This window comes from Duganella margarita, from assembly GCF_009857535.1.
GTDB lineage: Bacteria > Pseudomonadota > Gammaproteobacteria > Burkholderiales > Burkholderiaceae_D > Rugamonas > Rugamonas margarita.
In genome coordinates this window covers 38,880-54,648 of the sequence record NZ_WWCS01000014.1, presented here as the reverse complement: position 1 = coordinate 54,648, position 15,769 = coordinate 38,880, and the positions used below count along the sequence as shown (strand labels likewise).

General features: G+C 62.5%; 14 protein-coding genes and 3 tRNA genes. 12 read left to right on the top strand and 5 right to left on the bottom strand.

Annotated features, from left to right (window positions below; genetic code table 11):
• Positions 1-23 precede the first annotated feature (23 nt).
• Complete coding sequence (locus GTP55_RS20165) at positions 24-440, top strand: hypothetical protein (protein WP_110848221.1); 417 nt, start codon at positions 24-26, stop codon at positions 438-440.
• A 43-nt stretch (positions 441-483) separates the two neighbouring features.
• Here the strand turns inward: GTP55_RS20165 and GTP55_RS20160 are convergent, their stop codons facing one another.
• The 3 genes from GTP55_RS20160 to GTP55_RS20150 form a co-directional block, all read right to left on the bottom strand.
• A complete protein-coding gene (locus GTP55_RS20160; RefSeq protein ID WP_161046647.1) occupies positions 484-1,461 on the bottom strand; it encodes a diguanylate cyclase domain-containing protein in 978 nt (325 codons plus the stop codon).
• 251 nt (positions 1,462-1,712) lie between these two features.
• Positions 1,713-3,884, bottom strand: coding sequence for a hybrid sensor histidine kinase/response regulator (locus tag GTP55_RS20155; protein WP_161046646.1), 2,172 nt, complete (start codon positions 3,882-3,884; stop codon positions 1,713-1,715).
• A 68-nt stretch (positions 3,885-3,952) separates the two neighbouring features.
• Positions 3,953-4,771: a response regulator gene (locus GTP55_RS20150; RefSeq protein WP_161046645.1), complete on the bottom strand. Its 819-nt coding sequence runs from the start codon at positions 4,769-4,771 to the stop codon at positions 3,953-3,955.
• A 222-nt stretch (positions 4,772-4,993) separates the two neighbouring features.
• Between GTP55_RS20150 and GTP55_RS20145 the strand changes: the two genes are divergently transcribed.
• The 7 genes from GTP55_RS20145 to GTP55_RS20115 all read left to right on the top strand — a co-directional run bounded on the left by GTP55_RS20145 (position 4,994) and on the right by GTP55_RS20115 (position 8,065).
• Entirely contained in the window at positions 4,994-5,221 is a 228-nt protein-coding gene (locus tag GTP55_RS20145; RefSeq protein ID WP_161046644.1) for a hypothetical protein, read from the top strand.
• Between the two features lie 204 nt (positions 5,222-5,425).
• A tRNA-Arg gene (locus GTP55_RS20140) sits at positions 5,426-5,502 on the top strand.
• A 72-nt stretch (positions 5,503-5,574) separates the two neighbouring features.
• Positions 5,575-5,651, top strand: a tRNA-Arg gene (locus GTP55_RS20135).
• 50 nt (positions 5,652-5,701) lie between these two features.
• A tRNA-Arg gene (locus GTP55_RS20130) sits at positions 5,702-5,778 on the top strand.
• Between the two features lie 140 nt (positions 5,779-5,918).
• A complete protein-coding gene (locus GTP55_RS20125; RefSeq protein WP_161046643.1) occupies positions 5,919-7,064 on the top strand; it encodes an alpha-hydroxy acid oxidase in 1,146 nt (381 codons plus the stop codon).
• Complete coding sequence (locus tag GTP55_RS20120; RefSeq protein ID WP_161046642.1) at positions 7,064-7,552, top strand: VOC family protein; 489 nt, start codon at positions 7,064-7,066, stop codon at positions 7,550-7,552. The genes GTP55_RS20125 and GTP55_RS20120 overlap by 1 nt, the downstream gene beginning before the upstream one ends.
• 30 nt (positions 7,553-7,582) lie before the next feature.
• The gene (locus GTP55_RS20115) at positions 7,583-8,065 is read left to right on the top strand and encodes an FKBP-type peptidyl-prolyl cis-trans isomerase (RefSeq protein ID WP_161046641.1); all 483 of its coding nucleotides are present in this window, start codon (positions 7,583-7,585) and stop codon (positions 8,063-8,065) included.
• 1 nt (position 8,066) lies between these two features.
• Here GTP55_RS20115 and GTP55_RS20110 read toward each other — a convergent pair whose 3' ends face one another.
• Both GTP55_RS20110 and GTP55_RS20105 read right to left on the bottom strand, forming a co-directional pair.
• Positions 8,067-9,038 (bottom strand): D-2-hydroxyacid dehydrogenase, encoded by a 972-nt coding sequence (locus GTP55_RS20110; RefSeq protein WP_161046640.1) that lies wholly within the window; start codon positions 9,036-9,038, stop codon positions 8,067-8,069.
• Positions 9,035-9,985: a LysR family transcriptional regulator gene (locus tag GTP55_RS20105; RefSeq protein WP_161046639.1), complete on the bottom strand. Its 951-nt coding sequence runs from the start codon at positions 9,983-9,985 to the stop codon at positions 9,035-9,037. Before GTP55_RS20105 ends, GTP55_RS20110 begins: the two co-directional genes overlap by 4 nt.
• 123 nt (positions 9,986-10,108) lie before the next feature.
• Here GTP55_RS20105 and GTP55_RS20100 point away from each other — a divergent pair, with 123 nt between their 5' ends.
• The 4 genes from GTP55_RS20100 (at position 10,109) to GTP55_RS20085 (ending at position 15,758) form a co-directional block, all read left to right on the top strand.
• Entirely contained in the window at positions 10,109-10,318 is a 210-nt protein-coding gene (locus GTP55_RS20100) for a hypothetical protein (RefSeq protein ID WP_161046638.1), read from the top strand.
• The gene (locus GTP55_RS20095; RefSeq protein ID WP_161046637.1) at positions 10,315-11,181 is read left to right on the top strand and encodes an alpha/beta hydrolase; all 867 of its coding nucleotides are present in this window, start codon (positions 10,315-10,317) and stop codon (positions 11,179-11,181) included. The genes GTP55_RS20100 and GTP55_RS20095 overlap by 4 nt, the downstream gene beginning before the upstream one ends.
• A 143-nt stretch (positions 11,182-11,324) precedes the next feature.
• A complete protein-coding gene (locus GTP55_RS20090; RefSeq protein WP_161046636.1) occupies positions 11,325-12,563 on the top strand; it encodes an efflux RND transporter periplasmic adaptor subunit in 1,239 nt (412 codons plus the stop codon).
• A gap of 6 nt (positions 12,564-12,569) precedes the next feature.
• On the top strand, positions 12,570-15,758 hold the full coding sequence (locus tag GTP55_RS20085) for an efflux RND transporter permease subunit (RefSeq protein ID WP_161046635.1): 3,189 nt from the start codon (positions 12,570-12,572) through the stop codon (positions 15,756-15,758).
• Positions 15,759-15,769 lie beyond the last annotated feature (11 nt).

Sequence of the window (15,769 nt, the reverse complement as noted above, 5' to 3'; positions counted from 1 at the left end):
ACGTCAACTTAAAGGATTCCATCATGAACATCGATACTGTCGTGGACAAAGAATATGTAGGCCACAGCTTCCGCGCGCTGGCCGATGCACCGACCAGCGCCTTGCGCGGCCTGAGCGCCAAGGACGCCAAAGCGTTGACGCAAGCGTTCAACGTGGTCACGGTGCGCGACCTTGCCAACCTGGAGTTTGTCAAATGGGCGGTGGCGATCACCACCCTGGCCGAGCTGGAGCAGGAAACCCCGGCCGAGCAGGCGCGCGAAACGCTGCTAGACAGCGCCGTGGAAATGACTTTCCCGGCCAGCGATCCGGTGTCGATTGATTCCGGCATTACCCGCATTGAAGTCCCTCCGGATGTGGTGAACGCGCATGAAGACCATCAGCATGCCGGCAAGGTGGAAGAGTCCACCAAGACCGGCCTGAAGGAAGAGGCAGCGCACTAAACGCGGCTGCAGCATGAAAAAAGCGGGCCGCGGCCCGCTTTTTTCATGCCGGCGTGGCGGACATGGTGTGGTGCTGGGTTGGCTGGTTGCGCATCGACTGCGCGGTGCAGCAGCGGTTCTTGCCGGAACGCTTGGCTTCGTACAGGGCGCCATCGGCGGCGGCGATCAGGGCCGCGACCTCGGTGGCGTCGTCCGGGAACAGGGCGACGCCGATGCTGGTCGACAGTTGCAGCGTCAGGCCGTTGACGACATACGGCTGGGCGACTGCCTCGATCAGCTTGTTGGCAGGCTCCTGGGTGTCGCCGACATGGGCGATGTCGCCCATGACGATGACGAACTCGTCGCCGCCGACGCGCGCCACCGTGTCTTCCTTGCGCGAACAGCCGACCAGGCGCTGCGCCACCTGCTTGAGGATGTCGTCGCCGTAGGCATGGCCGTGGGTGTCGTTGATGGCCTTGAAGCCGTCCAGATCGAGATACATGACGGCGGCCTTGTTCTGCTGGCGCGACGCGTGCTGCAAGACGGTGGCGATGCGGTCTTCCAGCAGACGGCGGTTGGGCAGGGCGGTCAGCGGATCGTGCAGCGCCAGTTCCTGCTGCTGGCGGCTGTACTGCGCCAGTTCCTTGTACAGCAGGCGCACTTCCAGCATATTGTGGATGCGTTTGTGGACTTCCAGCAGATCGAAGGGCTTGCTGATGAAGTCGCGCGCGCCAGCTTCCAGCGCGGCGATCTTGAAGCTCGGCTGCGCGGTCAGCGCCAGCACCGGCAGGTAGCCGCCCTGTTCGATTTCCTTCAGGCCCTTCATGACCTGGAAGCCGTTCAGGCCTGGCATTTGCAGGTCCAGCAAAATCAGGTCGTAGCACTGCTGGCGGTGCAGCGGGCACACCTGTTCCGGCAGCATGGTGGAGGACACATCGGTATAGCCGGCCTCGCGCAAAATCTCCAACATCAGTTCGACGTTGTCGGCGCTGTCATCCACCACCAGGATCTTGGCGTTCAGGATTTCGTCTCGGCTCGGCATGATGGTCTCAGTCTTTTACGTTTAATAGTAATTCGATAATAGCGCAATGTTGGGGTGGTGCGCCGCACACAAGCGTATTTATTTCCTTGTGGAAATTATACTACGCTGTTTCGTATAGTTTTGTAGTGTATCAAGAGTTCGTTAGATTGCTTGTAGGACATTGCCGCGTCATGAAGTAGGAGTTGTAAAGTTGCCGCATGGAAATTTATTCACGCTTGTGATCATCGTGATATCGATTTCAACGCGGACGATTATGCCAGCCGGCGAGTAGCGCCCATGGCGGCCACCTTGGCGATCAATTCGTTCGGCTCCACCGGCTTGGCGATGTGCGCCAGAAAGCCGCTGGACAGCGCCTTGATGCGGTCCTCCGAGCGGGCAAACGCCGTCAGCGCGATGGCCGGCAGGTCGCCGCCACGCGCCGGTCCCAGCGCGCGGATCCGGTCCAGCAGGCCGTAGCCGTCGACCTCCGGCATGCCGAGATCGCTGACCATCAGGTCCGGCCGCTCGTGTTGCAGCAGCAGCAGGGCTTCGGTGGCGGTGGCGGCGGTCAGCACCTCGGCGTTGCAGTCGGACAGGATGCGCCGGATCAGTTCGCGCGCATCGTCCTCGTCGTCGACCACCAGCACTTGCAGGCCGCTTAAATCATGCGCCGCACCATGTCCGCTGGTGACCGGCGGCAGCGGCTCGTTGATCGCCTGGAGCGCCTCGTGGCGCGGCAGCCGCAGCGTGAAGCAGGCGCCGCGGCCTTCGCCTTCGCTGGCCACGCTGATGGTGCCGCCATGCTGCTCGACCAGATGCTTGACGATGGCCAGCCCCAGCCCCAGACCGCCATGCTCGCGGGTGGTGGTGGAATCGGCCTGGCGGAAGCGCTCGAACACATGGCAGAGGAAGTCGGCCGGAATGCCGATGCCACTGTCGCGTATCGTGAAGGCGATCTGGTCGCCCTCGCGTTCCACGCCCACAGTGACCACGCCGCCGCGCGGCGTGAACTTGAGCGCGTTGCTGAGCAGGTTCCACAGGATTTGTTGCAGCCGGTGCGGGTCGCCCACCACCATGCCGGGCGCGACGGCGAATTCCTTGTCGATGCGGATCTGCTTGGCCTCGGCGGCCGCGCGCACCGATTCGATGGCGGCGGCGGCAATCGCGGCCGGCCCCAGCGACTGCATCTCCAGCCTGACGCGGCCGGAGGTGATGCTGCTCATGTCCAGCAAGTCTTCGATCAGTTGGGCCTGGTTGCGGGCGTTGCGTTCGATGGTCAGCAGGCCGCGGTGCAGGTCGGCCTCGCCGCGGTTGCCCCGGCGCAGCACCTGGGCCCAGCCGAGGATGGCGGTGAGCGGCGTGCGCAGCTCGTGCGACAGCGTGGCCAGGAATTCATCTTTCAGCTGGCTGGTGCGTTCGGCCTCGGCGCGCGCCTGGCGCTCCGAGTCGAGCAGCAGCTTGCGCTCTTCGGCGGCGCGCTGCGAGGCTTCGTATAGCTGCGCGTTGTCAATCGCCACGGCGGCCTGGGCGGCAATGGCACCGATGATGCGCTCGGTGCGTTCGCTGAACATGCCCGGTTCCGGATGGCCGAACATCAGGCAGCCGATCACCGCGCCGCTGCGCAGCGCCACCGGCACCGCCAGGTAGCTGCGCACCAGCGGCTGGCCCGGCTGGCCCGGCGGGCCGTCCGGCGCCAGGTCGTCGCAGCGCACCGAGCCTTCGCCGATGCTGGAACTGAACAGGGCGGCGGCACGCTGTTCGGCGAAATGGGCGAAGGCGTCGGCGGCGCCGGTCGACAGCGTGTGCGGCGCCATGGTTTCGTTGGCGCCGTTGGTGGTGTGGTAGAAGAAGGCGCCAAAGCGGGCGCCGCTGATGCTGGTGGCGGCGTCGGTGACGTCCTGCAGCAAGGGATTGAGGTCGCGCTGCGAGGCCAGCGCGGCGCCGGTGCGGTTGAGCAGCTCGAGCACGGCGGTTTCGTCGCGCAACGCTTCCTGCGCGCGCTTGACCTGGTCGACATCGGTGCAGGTGCCGAACCACCGCAGCACGCTGCCGTCGGCGCGGTGGACCGGATTGGCCAGCATCAGGAACCAGCGGAACTCGCCGCTGGCGCTGCGGATCGGCACTTCCAGTTCAAACGGCGTGCCGCTGCGGCAGGATTGTTGCCAGTGGCCGATCATGGCGGCCAGGCAGTCTGGCGCATACACGCGCTGCCAGCCGTTGTCGGCCATCTGCTCCGGCGTGGTGCCGGTATAGTCGTACCAGCGCTGGTTGTACCAGACCACGGCGCCGTCCTGCTCGGCGATCCAGGCCAGTTGCGGCATGGAGTTGGCCAGTGCGCGCAATTCCAGCTGGCTACGGTGCAAGGCTTCCCTGGCGCGCAACAACTCTTCATGCGCGTCCGGCGCAAGAGGCAAGGGGCCGCTGGAGTCGTTCTGAACTATCATGCAGCCATTCTAGCCTCAACCCCCGCGCCGCCTCCGCACGGTTGGTGGCCCGTGCCGGCGGCTGCCAATCAGCCGGCGCGCAGGGTTGTGGCGATGTGTTCCAGCATGGTTTGCAGTTGTTCGATATCGTACGGCTTTTGCAAGGATTGGGCCGGAAATTCCAGGTGGCGGGTCAGCTCGTCGCCGTAGCCGGAAGCGAACAATATCGCCAGCTCAGGCCGCTGTTGCAAGGCCTGGCGCGCCAGGTCGACGCCGGACATGCCGGGCAGGCTGACGTCGGTGAACAACACGTCGAACTGCTGCTGGCCCAGCATCGGCAGCGCTTCCTCGCCGCTGGCCACCGCTTCCACTTCATGGCCGAGCGCGCGCAGCGTCTCGCACACCAGGTAGCGGGCGTCGTTATTGTCTTCCACCACCAGCAGGCGCAGCGGCGCCTGGTTGTCAGCGGCGGCGGCCGGGCGGGCCAGGGCCAGCGTGCACAGGATGCCGGCCACGCCGTCCACATCCTTCACCGGCGTGTAGTACAGATCCAGCGCCTGCTGCTCCATGCGGCCATCGCGCCACAGCGGCAGGGTGCAGCCGCGATAGCTCAGGCTGCGGCCTTCGCGGACCGGGGCCAGGGCGGCGCTGTTCCAGCTCCAGGCGGCCGGCTGCATGGACGGCACGTTGCCGCCGGGCGGGCGCAGGCTGGGCAGGCCGATCAGGGCGGCGTAAGCTTCGTTGTAAACCATGATTTGCTGCGGTCCCCACATCAGCAGCATGGCTTGCGGGGAGTTCAGCAGGATGTCGATGGTCAGGCGCAGGCTGGACGGCCAACTGGCGGCATCGCCAAGGGCGGTTTGGGACCAATCGGGCGTAGGCGGCGTGACGGCGGCAGGGTGATTCATTCGATGCGGCGCTCTCTGTTATCAGTCTTCTATCTGTCTTGTTAAAAGGCACAGCTGAGTGCATCCTACACGGTAAAAAAAAAGCCCGCTACAGGAGCGGGCTAAATCTATTTCCTTGGAGGAGAATAGAGGAGACAACTGCATAATGCTGCAACGCGCAAAAGAATGCAAATTCAAATTCGTAATGTGCGCAATCACTGGCATGAATGAAGCGAGGGAAACATGGCTGACGTAATCAAGCACCGCAAGGTGAAGATCGTGGTACTGGCGGCGGGCGAGGAGATCGGCGCGCATTGCCGCGAGGGCGATATCGCCATCCTGGCGGACAGCGCGGGCTGGTGGATCAAGTTTGTCGGCGCCGACGGCCATCTGGATTGCTATGGTGATCCGTATCCGTCTTACAACGAGGCGCTGTGGTCGGCCAAGGCAGCCGCCGAATTCGGCACTTGAAGTTGCCCCAAGCACAGAGTGCTGGACAAGCCCGGGGAGTGTCCCTATAATGCTGCTTCTTTCGAACGGCACGCTGTTTGAAAGGCTTGCAGTAAAGCAGTTTGCAAAGCGGTTGATTCGGTGTTTCGTGCGCTGAACCGATTAAATGATAGAAAATATCAAACTTTGCAAAACGAAATTGATGCTTTATAATGCCTGCACAGTGCGGCTGTAGCTCAGCTGGATAGAGTACTTGGCTACGAACCAAGGGGTCGTGGGTTCGATTCCTGCCAGCCGCACCAATCGTTTTACCGGGAGAATTGGAAGATTCTTCTGTTTTCAAACAAGAAAGTGCTGTTATAATCTTGTTTTGCGCGGCTGTAGCTCAGCTGGATAGAGTACTTGGCTACGAACCAAGGGGTCGTGGGTTCGATTCCTGCCAGCCGCACCAAAATTTAGTAAGTAGTCGGATATCGTAGTCCGGCTATGCTGTAATGTTTCGCGGCTGTAGCTCAGCTGGATAGAGTACTTGGCTACGAACCAAGGGGTCGTGGGTTCGATTCCTGCCAGCCGCACCAAAATTCGTGAGTAGAAGGGCCTGAAGAGAAATCTTCAGGCCCTTTTGCTTTACCCCGTCTTTTTTGCTCAACGTCGCCGAACTTGGCTTTTGCCGCGAAATGCCTGATGATCTATTGATCATAATAAAAGGGGAGCGCGGATGGCCATCATCACCACTATTGAAGACTTGCGCGTGCTGGCACAGAAGCGCGTGCCGCGCATGTTTTACGATTACGCTGATGCCGGTTCGTGGACCGAATCGACCTACCGCGCCAATAACGAAGACTTCGGCAAGATCAAATTCCGCCAGCGGGTGGCGGTCAACCTGGAGAACCGCACGCTGGCCAGCACCATGATCGGCCAGCCGGTGGCGATGCCGGTCGCGCTGGCGCCGACCGGTCTGACCGGCATGCAGCACGCCGACGGCGAAATCCTCGCGGCCCGGGCAGCGGAAAAATTCGGCGTGCCGTTCACCTTGTCCACCATGAGCATCTGCTCGATTGAAGACATCGCCGCCAACACCAGCAAGCCGTTCTGGTTCCAGCTGTATGTGATGAAGGACCGCGATTTCATCAATAACCTGATCGACCGCGCCAAGGCCGCCAACTGCTCGGCGCTGGTGCTGACCCTGGACTTGCAGGTGCTGGGCCAGCGCCACAAGGATTTGCGCAACGGCCTGTCGGCCCCGCCCAAGCTGACCGTCGCCAACCTGATCAACCTGGCCACCAAGCCGCGCTGGTGCCTGGGCATGCTGGGCACCCGGCGCCGCACGTTCGGCAATATCGTCGGCCACGCCAAGTCGGTGTCGGATATGTCGTCGCTGTCGTCATGGACTTCGCAACAGTTCGACCTTAGCCTGTCGTGGAAAGATGTGGAATGGATCAAGCAGCGCTGGGGCGGCAAGCTGATCATCAAAGGCATCATGGATGAGGAGGATGCGCGGCTGTGCGTGGAAAACGGCGCCGATGCGCTGATTGTTTCCAACCACGGCGGCCGCCAGCTGGACGGTGCCGAGTCGTCGATCGGCGCGCTGCCGCGCATTGCGGCGGCGGTCGGCAAGCAGATCGAGGTGCATATGGATGGCGGCATCCGCTCCGGCCAGGATGTCATCAAGGCGCTGGCGCTGGGAGCGAAAGGCGTCTACATCGGCCGGCCCTTCCTGTACGGACTTGGGGCGATGGGCGAGCAGGGCGTGAGCAAGTGCCTGGACATCATCCGCAACGAACTGGACCTGACCATGGCCTTCTGCGGCCTGCGCGATGTGTGGCAGGTTGACCAAAACATTTTGTTGCCGGGGAGTTTTTGATGCTGGATCAGCCGACAGGACAGACGTACGAAGCGGCCAGCGCGCTGCCGCCCAGCCAGCGCATCCATCTGGTGCTGCTGGGCGTCGAGGATGTAACGCGCTCGGCCAAATTTTACGAGGCGCTGGGCTGGACCCGTTCGCCGACCGGCAACGATGGCTTCGTCAAATTCAATATGGGCGGCTATGCGATCTGCCTGATCAACCGCGCCGATTTCGCGCGCGATGCGCTGGCCTCCAATACGGACAAGCCTGGCTTCTCCGGCGTGGCGCTGATCCATCTGGCACGCAGCGTGGAGGACGTGCCGCGCATCCTGGCCCAGGCGGTGGCGGCGGGCGGCGTAATCGTCAAGCCGGCCACCCGCACGGACTGGGGCGTGGCGGGCTATTTCAAGGACCCGGACGGGCATCTGTTTGAAGTCGATTATGAAACCGTGTGGGCCTTCGACGCGCAGCACCATTTGCGCGTGGATGAGGTCAATATCGTGTAAGCTGCTGGCCTCATCAACAAGAAAGCCACCATGAAACATCTGATCTCTTCTTGCGCAATCGGCCTGACGCTGGCCCTGACCTTGTCCGCCTGCGATCGCAACAAAACGCCGGAGACCGCGCCGGCGTCGGCGCCGGCCGCCACTGCCGCTGACGCTGCTCCTGCTGCCGCGGTCACCGCGCTGCAAAAAAATGACACCGTTGTCGGCACCGGCACGGAAGCCAAGGCTGGCGTCACCGCCATCGTCAACTACACCGGCTGGCTGTTTGTGCCGGGTGCGCCCGACCAGCATGGCGCCAAGTTCGATTCGTCGATTGGCCGTGAGCCGTTCAGCTTCAGTCTCGGCGCCGGCCAGGTTATCCCGGGCTGGGATGAAGGCGTGCAGGGCATGAAGGTGGGCGGCAAACGCACCCTGATCGTGCCGGCCGCCATGGGTTACGGCGCAAACGGCGCCGGCCCGATTCCGCCGAACGCCACGCTGATCTTCGACGTCGAACTGCTGGACGTCAAGTAATTCACCCCACCACGTTGCGTGGCGCGCCCGCGTGCCACGCGTCGATGTTGTCGATCAACTGATCGACCAGCGTCTGCATCGCCTGGGTGCTGGCCCAGGCCGAGTGCGGCGTCAGGATGAAGTTGGGCAGGCGCAGGTTGAGCAGTACATTGTCGGTCGGTGGCGGCTCCGTCACCAGCACGTCGAAACCGGCGCCGCCGATCAGGCCGCTGCGCAGCGCATCGGCCAGCGCCACTTCATCCACCAGGCCGCCGCGCGCGGTGTTGATCAGCAGCGCGCTGCGCTTCATGCGGATCAGTTCCTTGGCGCTCAGCATATTGCGGGTCTGGTCGGTCAGCGGCAGGTGCAGGCTGATCACGTCCGACGTTTCCAGCACCTCGTCAAAGCTCGCTTCGCGCACGCCGTCCGCAGCCGCATCGGGCAGCGGCGAGCGGTTATGCACGATCACTTCCATGCCGAACGCGCGCGCGATCTGCGCCGTGGCCTTGCCCAGCGCGCCGTAGCCGAACAGGCCCAGCCGGCTGCCGGCCAGGTCCGAAATCGGATGGCCGAACAGGCAGAAGCGTTCCGACTTCTGCCACAGTCCCGCCGCGATATCTTCCCGATACGCCACCAGCTGCCGGCGCAAGGCCAGGATCAGCGCAAACGTGTGCTCGGGCAGCGTGTGCACCGCGTAGTTGCGGATATTGGTGACGACGATGCCGTGCTCCTTGGCCGCCGCCAGGTCGACGATATTGGTGCCGGTAGCCGCCACCGCGATCAGCTCCACGTCCGGCAGCTGCGCCAGCGCGTCGGCGCCAAGCGCCACTTTGTTGGTGATGACGATGGTGGCGCGGGCGTCGCGCAGGCGTTGCACCGTCTCGCCGGCCGGCGTGGATGGATATTCGGTCCACTCGTGCGCAAACGACGGCTTGCGGACGTTGGCGATGACGCTGTCGCGGTCCAGGAAGACAATGCGGTGGGTTTCAGTCATAGAGCTACCTCCAGCGGTGTGGCACGCGCGGGCATCTTCGGCAGGCGCATGCCGGGGTGATTGGAAAACAGTTCGGCGACCCATTCGACGAACACGCGCACCTTGGCCGACAGGTGGCGGTTCTGCGGATAGACCACGTGGATCGGCAGCGGATCGCTGATCCAGTCCTCGAGCAGCAGTTCAAAGCGGCCGTCCTTGAGCATCGGCTCCATCATGAAGTTGGCCATCTGCACGATGCCCAGCCCGGCGATACCGGCCGCAATGTAGGCATTGCTGTCGTTGAGCGCGATGTGGCCGGGCAGGGCGACCTGCACCCGCTCGCCGTCGCGGGTAAAGTCCCAGTCGAAGATTTTACCGGTGCGCGCGGAAAAATAGTTGACGCAGCGGTGGCGCATCAGTTCGTTCGGGTGCGCCGGCCGGCCGTAACGTTCCAGATAGGCCGGCGAGGCGCAGGTGACGAAGTGCAGAATGCCGACCCGGCGCGCGATCAGGCTGGAATCGCCCAGCGCGCCGCCGCGCACCGCGCAGTCGACGCCTTCCTCGATCAGGTCCACAGGGCGGTCGCTGCAGCCCAGTTCCAGTTGGATGTCCGGATACTGTTCAAAAAACTGCGGCAGCGCCGGCACGATGACGTCGCTGGCCAGGCCGGTGGGGGCGTCGACGCGCAGCCGTCCGGACGGGCTGAGCCGGGTACGCGACAGCGACTCCTCGGCCTCGCGCACGTCGGACAGGATGCGCAGGCAGCGCTCGTAATAGGCCGCGCCGTCGGCCGTGACGCTGACGTGGCGCGTGGTCCGGTGCAGTAGTTTGACCGCCAGCGCGCCTTCCAGCGCCTGGATCAGGGTGGAGACGGTCGCCTTGGGCAGCTGCATGGCGTCCGCCGCGCGCGTAAAGCCGCCGGCGTCCACCACCTGCACAAATACTTCCATCGCTTGAAGTTTATTCATCTTTGATCCTATTGTTCGGAATCCTGAACAATCAATTCGACTTTGCCATCTTTATCGGATTGTAGATCAAGTTTAAGATTGCTGTACTGCACAAAGTAAAAGACGAAGAAAGGAGGACTCATCATGAAATATCGGGATGCAATTTTTGCAATGCTTACACTGGCACTGACGTCGGTGGCACTGGCAGGCGTGGTTTATACGGATGCTTATTCCCATAGCGCCAGGGCAGAGGTGCGCGGCGTTCGCGCGCTGACGCTGGTGGCTAGCGGCGAAAAGCCCTGCGATCCTGCTAACATGCTGTCCTCCAACGAATCAGGAACGGTGCAGCAATGAACAATCCAATCGAGGCCCTGCCGGTATTATCGGACCAACTCAAAATCCGCAGCCTGGAAGTCAAGGGCGCGGAAGGTCCACTGGCCGCGCGCCTCTATACCAGCGGCGATGCCGGCGCCAAGCGCGACATGCTGCTGGTCTTCTTCCACGCCGGCGGCTTTGTCGGTGGTGACCTGGAAGATGCGGATATGTTCCTGCGCCATTTGGCAGACGACAGCCAGCACGTTGCCGTGCTAGCCTCGGCTTACACGCTGGCGACCGCGAAGCCATTCCCGGCCGCCGTGGAAGATGCACACGCCGTCCTGGTCTGGGCCAAGAAGAACAAGGCCAAGCTGGGCTGGACCGGCAAGCAATTGCTGGTGGCCGGGATTGAAGCGGGCGCCAACCTGGCAGCTGTCTGCGCGCTGATGTCACGCGATCGCGGCGGCCCGGCCTTGGCCGGCCAGGTGCTGGTGATGCCGATGCTGGACCCGGGACTGACCACCTGCTCGATGCGCGAGATCCAGGCCGAGCCGGAGTTGCTGGATGTGGCCGACGCCTGCGCCAAGGCCTACCGTGGCTACCTGCCGAACGCTGCCGACCGCACCCATCCCTATGCCTCGCCGCTGCAATCGAGCCGCCTGAAGAACCTGCCGCCTGCGCTGATTCTGTCGACCGAAGACGATCCGCTGCGCGACGAGGCGGAACAGTACGGCGCCAAGTTGATTGGCTGCGGCGTCAAAACCACTGTCCGGCGCATGCAGCCGGCGCCCCTGAAGGATGCGGGGGCACGTAATGAATGTGCCTGTCGTTGTTCGGCACTGGGAGAAATCGCCAGTTTCATCGCTGGCCTGGAACGGTCCGAGACGCCGTCAGCCGCATAGGATTCCCCACTTCTTAAAGTAGTACCGAGTTACGTCCCCACTGGCTTGCCAGCGGGGCGCTAGTACCGTGTTTTCTCGATTTTTGCTGAGACCGCCCGGTGCCGCCCTTTCCATTAATTATTTTCATACAAAAAGGAATTAACATGAAAACCGTTAACTCAATGACTGCTCTCGCCCGACCGCTGGTCGCCGCGCTGGCATTGGCGGGCCTGGCCGCATTCTCACTTTCCGGTTGCGGCGAAGCAAACAGCAAAGCCGACGCACCACCGGCCGCTGCCGGCGGTCCGCCGGTATCGGCGGCACTGGTTGTCGAGAAAACCATCACCGAGACGCAGGAGTTCTCCGGCCGTCTGGAAGCCATTGACCAGGTGCAGATTCGTCCGCGCGTGGGCGGCTTCATCACGGCCATCAACTTCAAGCCGGGTTCGCAGGTGAAAAAAGGCGAAGTGTTGTTCGTCATCGATCCGCGTCCATTCCAGGCCGAAGCCAACCGTGCCGAAGCGGCCGCCAGCTCGGCGCGCGCCAAGACCGAACTGGCCAAGGTGGAACTGGTCCGCGCTGAAAAGCTGCTGGCCGACAAAGCCATCGCCCAGCGCGAATACGATACCTCGGCGTCGAGCTTCAAGCAGCTGGAAGCGGACGCCCGCGCCGCCCAGGCCCAGTACGAAACCGCCAAGCTCAACCTGAGCTACACGCAGGTGACGTCGCCGATCAACGGCCGCGTGTCGAAAGCGGAAATCACGCTGGGCAACCTGGTCGATCCGTCGGCCGTGCTGACTTCGGTGGTGTCGCTGGACCAGATCTACGCCTCATTCGACGGCGACGAAGACACCTACCTGCGCGTCGGCGCCGCCGCTCACCAGGGCAAACCGGCCAGCGTGAAAATCGGCCTGGCCAACGAAACCGGCTTCCCGCACGAAGGCAAGCTGGAATTCGTCGACAACCAGCTCGACCCGCGCAGCGGCTCGGTGCGCATGCGCGCCATCCTGGTCAATGCCGATGGCCTGCTGGTGCCTGGCCTGTTCGCCCGCGTGCAACTGGCCGGCAGCACCGGCGCCAAGCCGACGCTGCTGATCAACGACCGCGCCATCAACACCGACCAGAACCGCAAGTTCGTCTACGTCGTCGGCAAGGACAACAAGGCCGAGTACCGTCCGGTGCAACTGGGTCAGCAAGTCGATGGTCTGCGCATCGTGCGTGACGGTCTGAAAGCCGGCGAGAAAATCGTCGTCAACGGCCTGCAGCGCGTGAAGCCGGGCGCCCCGGTCACGCCGACCACCGTGGCGATGGACGCCGATCCGCTGGCCGCTGAAATGAATGCCAAAAAAGACCAGAAAGTAGCCGCTGCTGATGGTAAAAAAACGGGCACTTCCAAGGAATAATTAAAAATGAATATCTCTCGATTCTTTGTCGACAAGCCGATTTTTGCGGCGGTCCTGTCGATCATCATCTTCGTCGCCGGCTTGATCGCTATCTTCAAGCTGCCGATCTCGGAGTACCCGGACGTGGTGCCGCCATCGATCGTGGTGCGCGCGCAGTATCCGGGCGCCAATCCGAAGATCATCGCCGAAACCGTGGCTGCGCCGCTTGAGGAACAGATCAACGGCGTCGAGAACATGCTGTACATGTCCTCGCAAAACACCTCGGACGGCGCGCTGGCGCTGACCGTCACCTTCAAGATCGGCACCAACGTCGAGCAAGCTGAAACCCAGGTGCAGAACCGCGTCCAACGCGCGTTGCCACGCCTGCCGGAAGAAGTGCGCCAGATCGGTGTGACGACCGTGAAGTCGTCGCCTAACCTGACGATGGTGGTCCACCTGAATTCGCCGAACGGCCGTTACGACGACCTGTATCTGCGTAACTACGCGGTGTTGAACGTCAAGGATCAACTGGCGCGCCTGCCCGGTATGGGCGAGGTGCAGCTGTTCGGTTCCGGCGACTACGCCATGCGCGTCTGGCTCGATCCACAGAAAGTGGCCCAGCGAGGCCTGACCGCCGGCGACGTCGTAGACGCCGTCCGCGAGCAGAACGTGCAGGTCGCCGCCGGTGTGATCGGCCAGGGTCCGGCCGAAGGCGCGGACTTCCAGCTGACCGTGAATACCCAGGGCCGTCTGCAGACGCCTGAGGAATTCGGCAACATCATCCTGAAGACCAACGCCGATGGCGCGGTCACGCTGCTCAAGGATGTGGCCCGTCTGGAAATGGGCGGTAACTCGTACGCCCTGCGTTCGCTGCTGAACAACAAGTCCGCAGTGGCGATTCCGATTTTCGAAGCGCCTAACGCCAACGCGCTGCAACTGTCGGCCGACGTGCGCGCCACCATGGCCCGCCTGTCGAAAGATTTCCCGGAAGGCGTCGAATACAGCGTTGTATACGACCCGACCCAATTCGTGCGCGAGTCGATCGACGCCGTGATCCACACCCTGGTCGAAGCGATCATTCTGGTGGCGCTGGTGGTGATCATCTTCCTGCAAACCTGGCGCGCGTCGCTGATTCCTCTGCTGGCCGTGCCGGTCTCGGTGGTGGGGACCTTTGCCGTGATGCTGGGCTTCGGCTTCTCGATCAACACCTTGTCGCTGTTTGGCCTGGTGCTGGCGATCGGTATCGTGGTCGATGACGCCATCGTGGTGGTGGAAAACGTCGAACGCAACATCGAAAACGGCCTGTCGCCGCATGACGCGACCATCCAGGCGATGAAAGAGGTGAGTGGTCCGATCATCGCGATTGCGCTGGTGCTGTGCGCGGTGTTCGTGCCGATTGCCTTCGTCTCCGGTCTGTCCGGCCAGTTCTACAAGCAGTTCGCCCTGACCATCGCGATTTCGACCGTGATCTCGGCATTCAGCTCGCTGACGCTGGCGCCGGCGCTGTCGGCCGTGCTGCTGAAACCACACGACGCACCGAAAGATGCGCTGACCCGCGGCATGGACAAAGTCTTCGGTGGCTTCTTCCGCTGGTTCAACCGCTTCTTCAACCGTGCTTCGCATGGCTATGAGGGCGGCGTGAAAGGCGCGCTGAAACGCAAGGGCGGTTCGCTGATCGTCTACGCGGTGCTGGCTGTCGCTGCTGGCTTCATGTTCAAGATCGTGCCGCCGGGCTTCGTGCCGCCGCAGGACAAGGGCTACCTGATCGGTTTCGCCCAGCTGCCTGACGCCGCATCGCTGGACCGTACCGACGCCGTGATCCGCAAGATGTCGGAAATCGCCAAGGACATTCCGGGCGTCGATAACTCGATCTCGTTCCCTGGCCTGTCGATCAACGGTTTCACCAATGCGCCTAACGCCGGTATCGTGTTCCTCGGCCTGAAGCCGTTCCACGAGCGCACCAAGCCGAATGAAACGGCGGAGGCAATCGCCGGTGAAATGAACAAGCGCATGGGCGCAATCGAAGGCGCCTTCGTGCTGGTGCTGTCGCCGCCACCGGTCAGCGGTCTGGGTACCACCGGCGGCTTCAAGCTGATGATCGAAGACCGTGACAACCTGGGTTACGACGAGTTGTACAAAGCCGTGCAAGCGGTGCAGATGAAGGCCTGGCAGAATCCGAAACTGGCCGGCGTGTTCTCCAGCTACCAGATCAACGTGCCGCAGCTGTTCGCCGACATCGACCGCGCCAAGGCCAAGCAACTGGGCGTGCCGCTGAATACGATCTACCAGACCTTGCAGATCAATCTGGGCTCGCTGTACGTGAACGACTTCAATCAGTTCGGCCGCACCTATCAGGTCCGCGTCCAGGCCGACAAGCAGTTCCGTTCGCACGCCGAAGACATCGCGCAACTGAAGGTCCGCAACAACAAGGGCGAGATGATTCCGCTGTCGTCGCTGATGCGCGTCAAGGATAGCTATGGCCCGGATCGCGTACAGCGCTACAACGCATACGTGGCGGCTGAAATCAACGGCGGCGCCGCACCTGGCGTATCGACCGGTGAAGCGCAGGCTGAAATGACCAAGATCGTCAACGAAGTGCTGCCGAAGGGTATTGGCTACGAGTGGACCGAGCTGGTTTACCAGGACATCCTGTCGGGTAACACCATGATGTATGTGTTCCCGCTGTGCGTACTGCTGGTGTTCCTGGTGCTGGCGGCGCAATACGAAAGCTGGACCCTGCCGCTGGCGGTGATCCTGATCGTGCCGATGTCGATCTTCTGCGCACTGGTGGGCGTGAAACTGACCCACGGCGACAACAACGTCTTTACCCAGATCGCGCTGTTCGTGCTGGTTGGCCTGGCGTCGAAGAATGCGATTCTGATCGTGGAGTTTGCACGGGAGCTGGAGCACCATGGCCGCACCGTCGTTGAAGCTGCGCTGGAAGCTTGCCGTCTGCGTCTGCGTCCGATTCTGATGACGTCGATCGCATTCATCATGGGCGTACTGCCGCTGGTGTTCTCGCACGGCGCCGGTTCCGAGATGCGTCATGCAATGGGTGTGGCGGTGTTTGCCGGCATGCTGGGCGTGACCTTCTTCGGCCTGTTCCTGACGCCGGTGTTCTACGTCCTGCTGCGCAAGCTGGCGATCAAGATGGAGAAGAAAAAACCTGCCGTGGATGGCGATGCCGCTGCGGTAAAACTGGAAGGGAGCCACTAATATGGTCAACT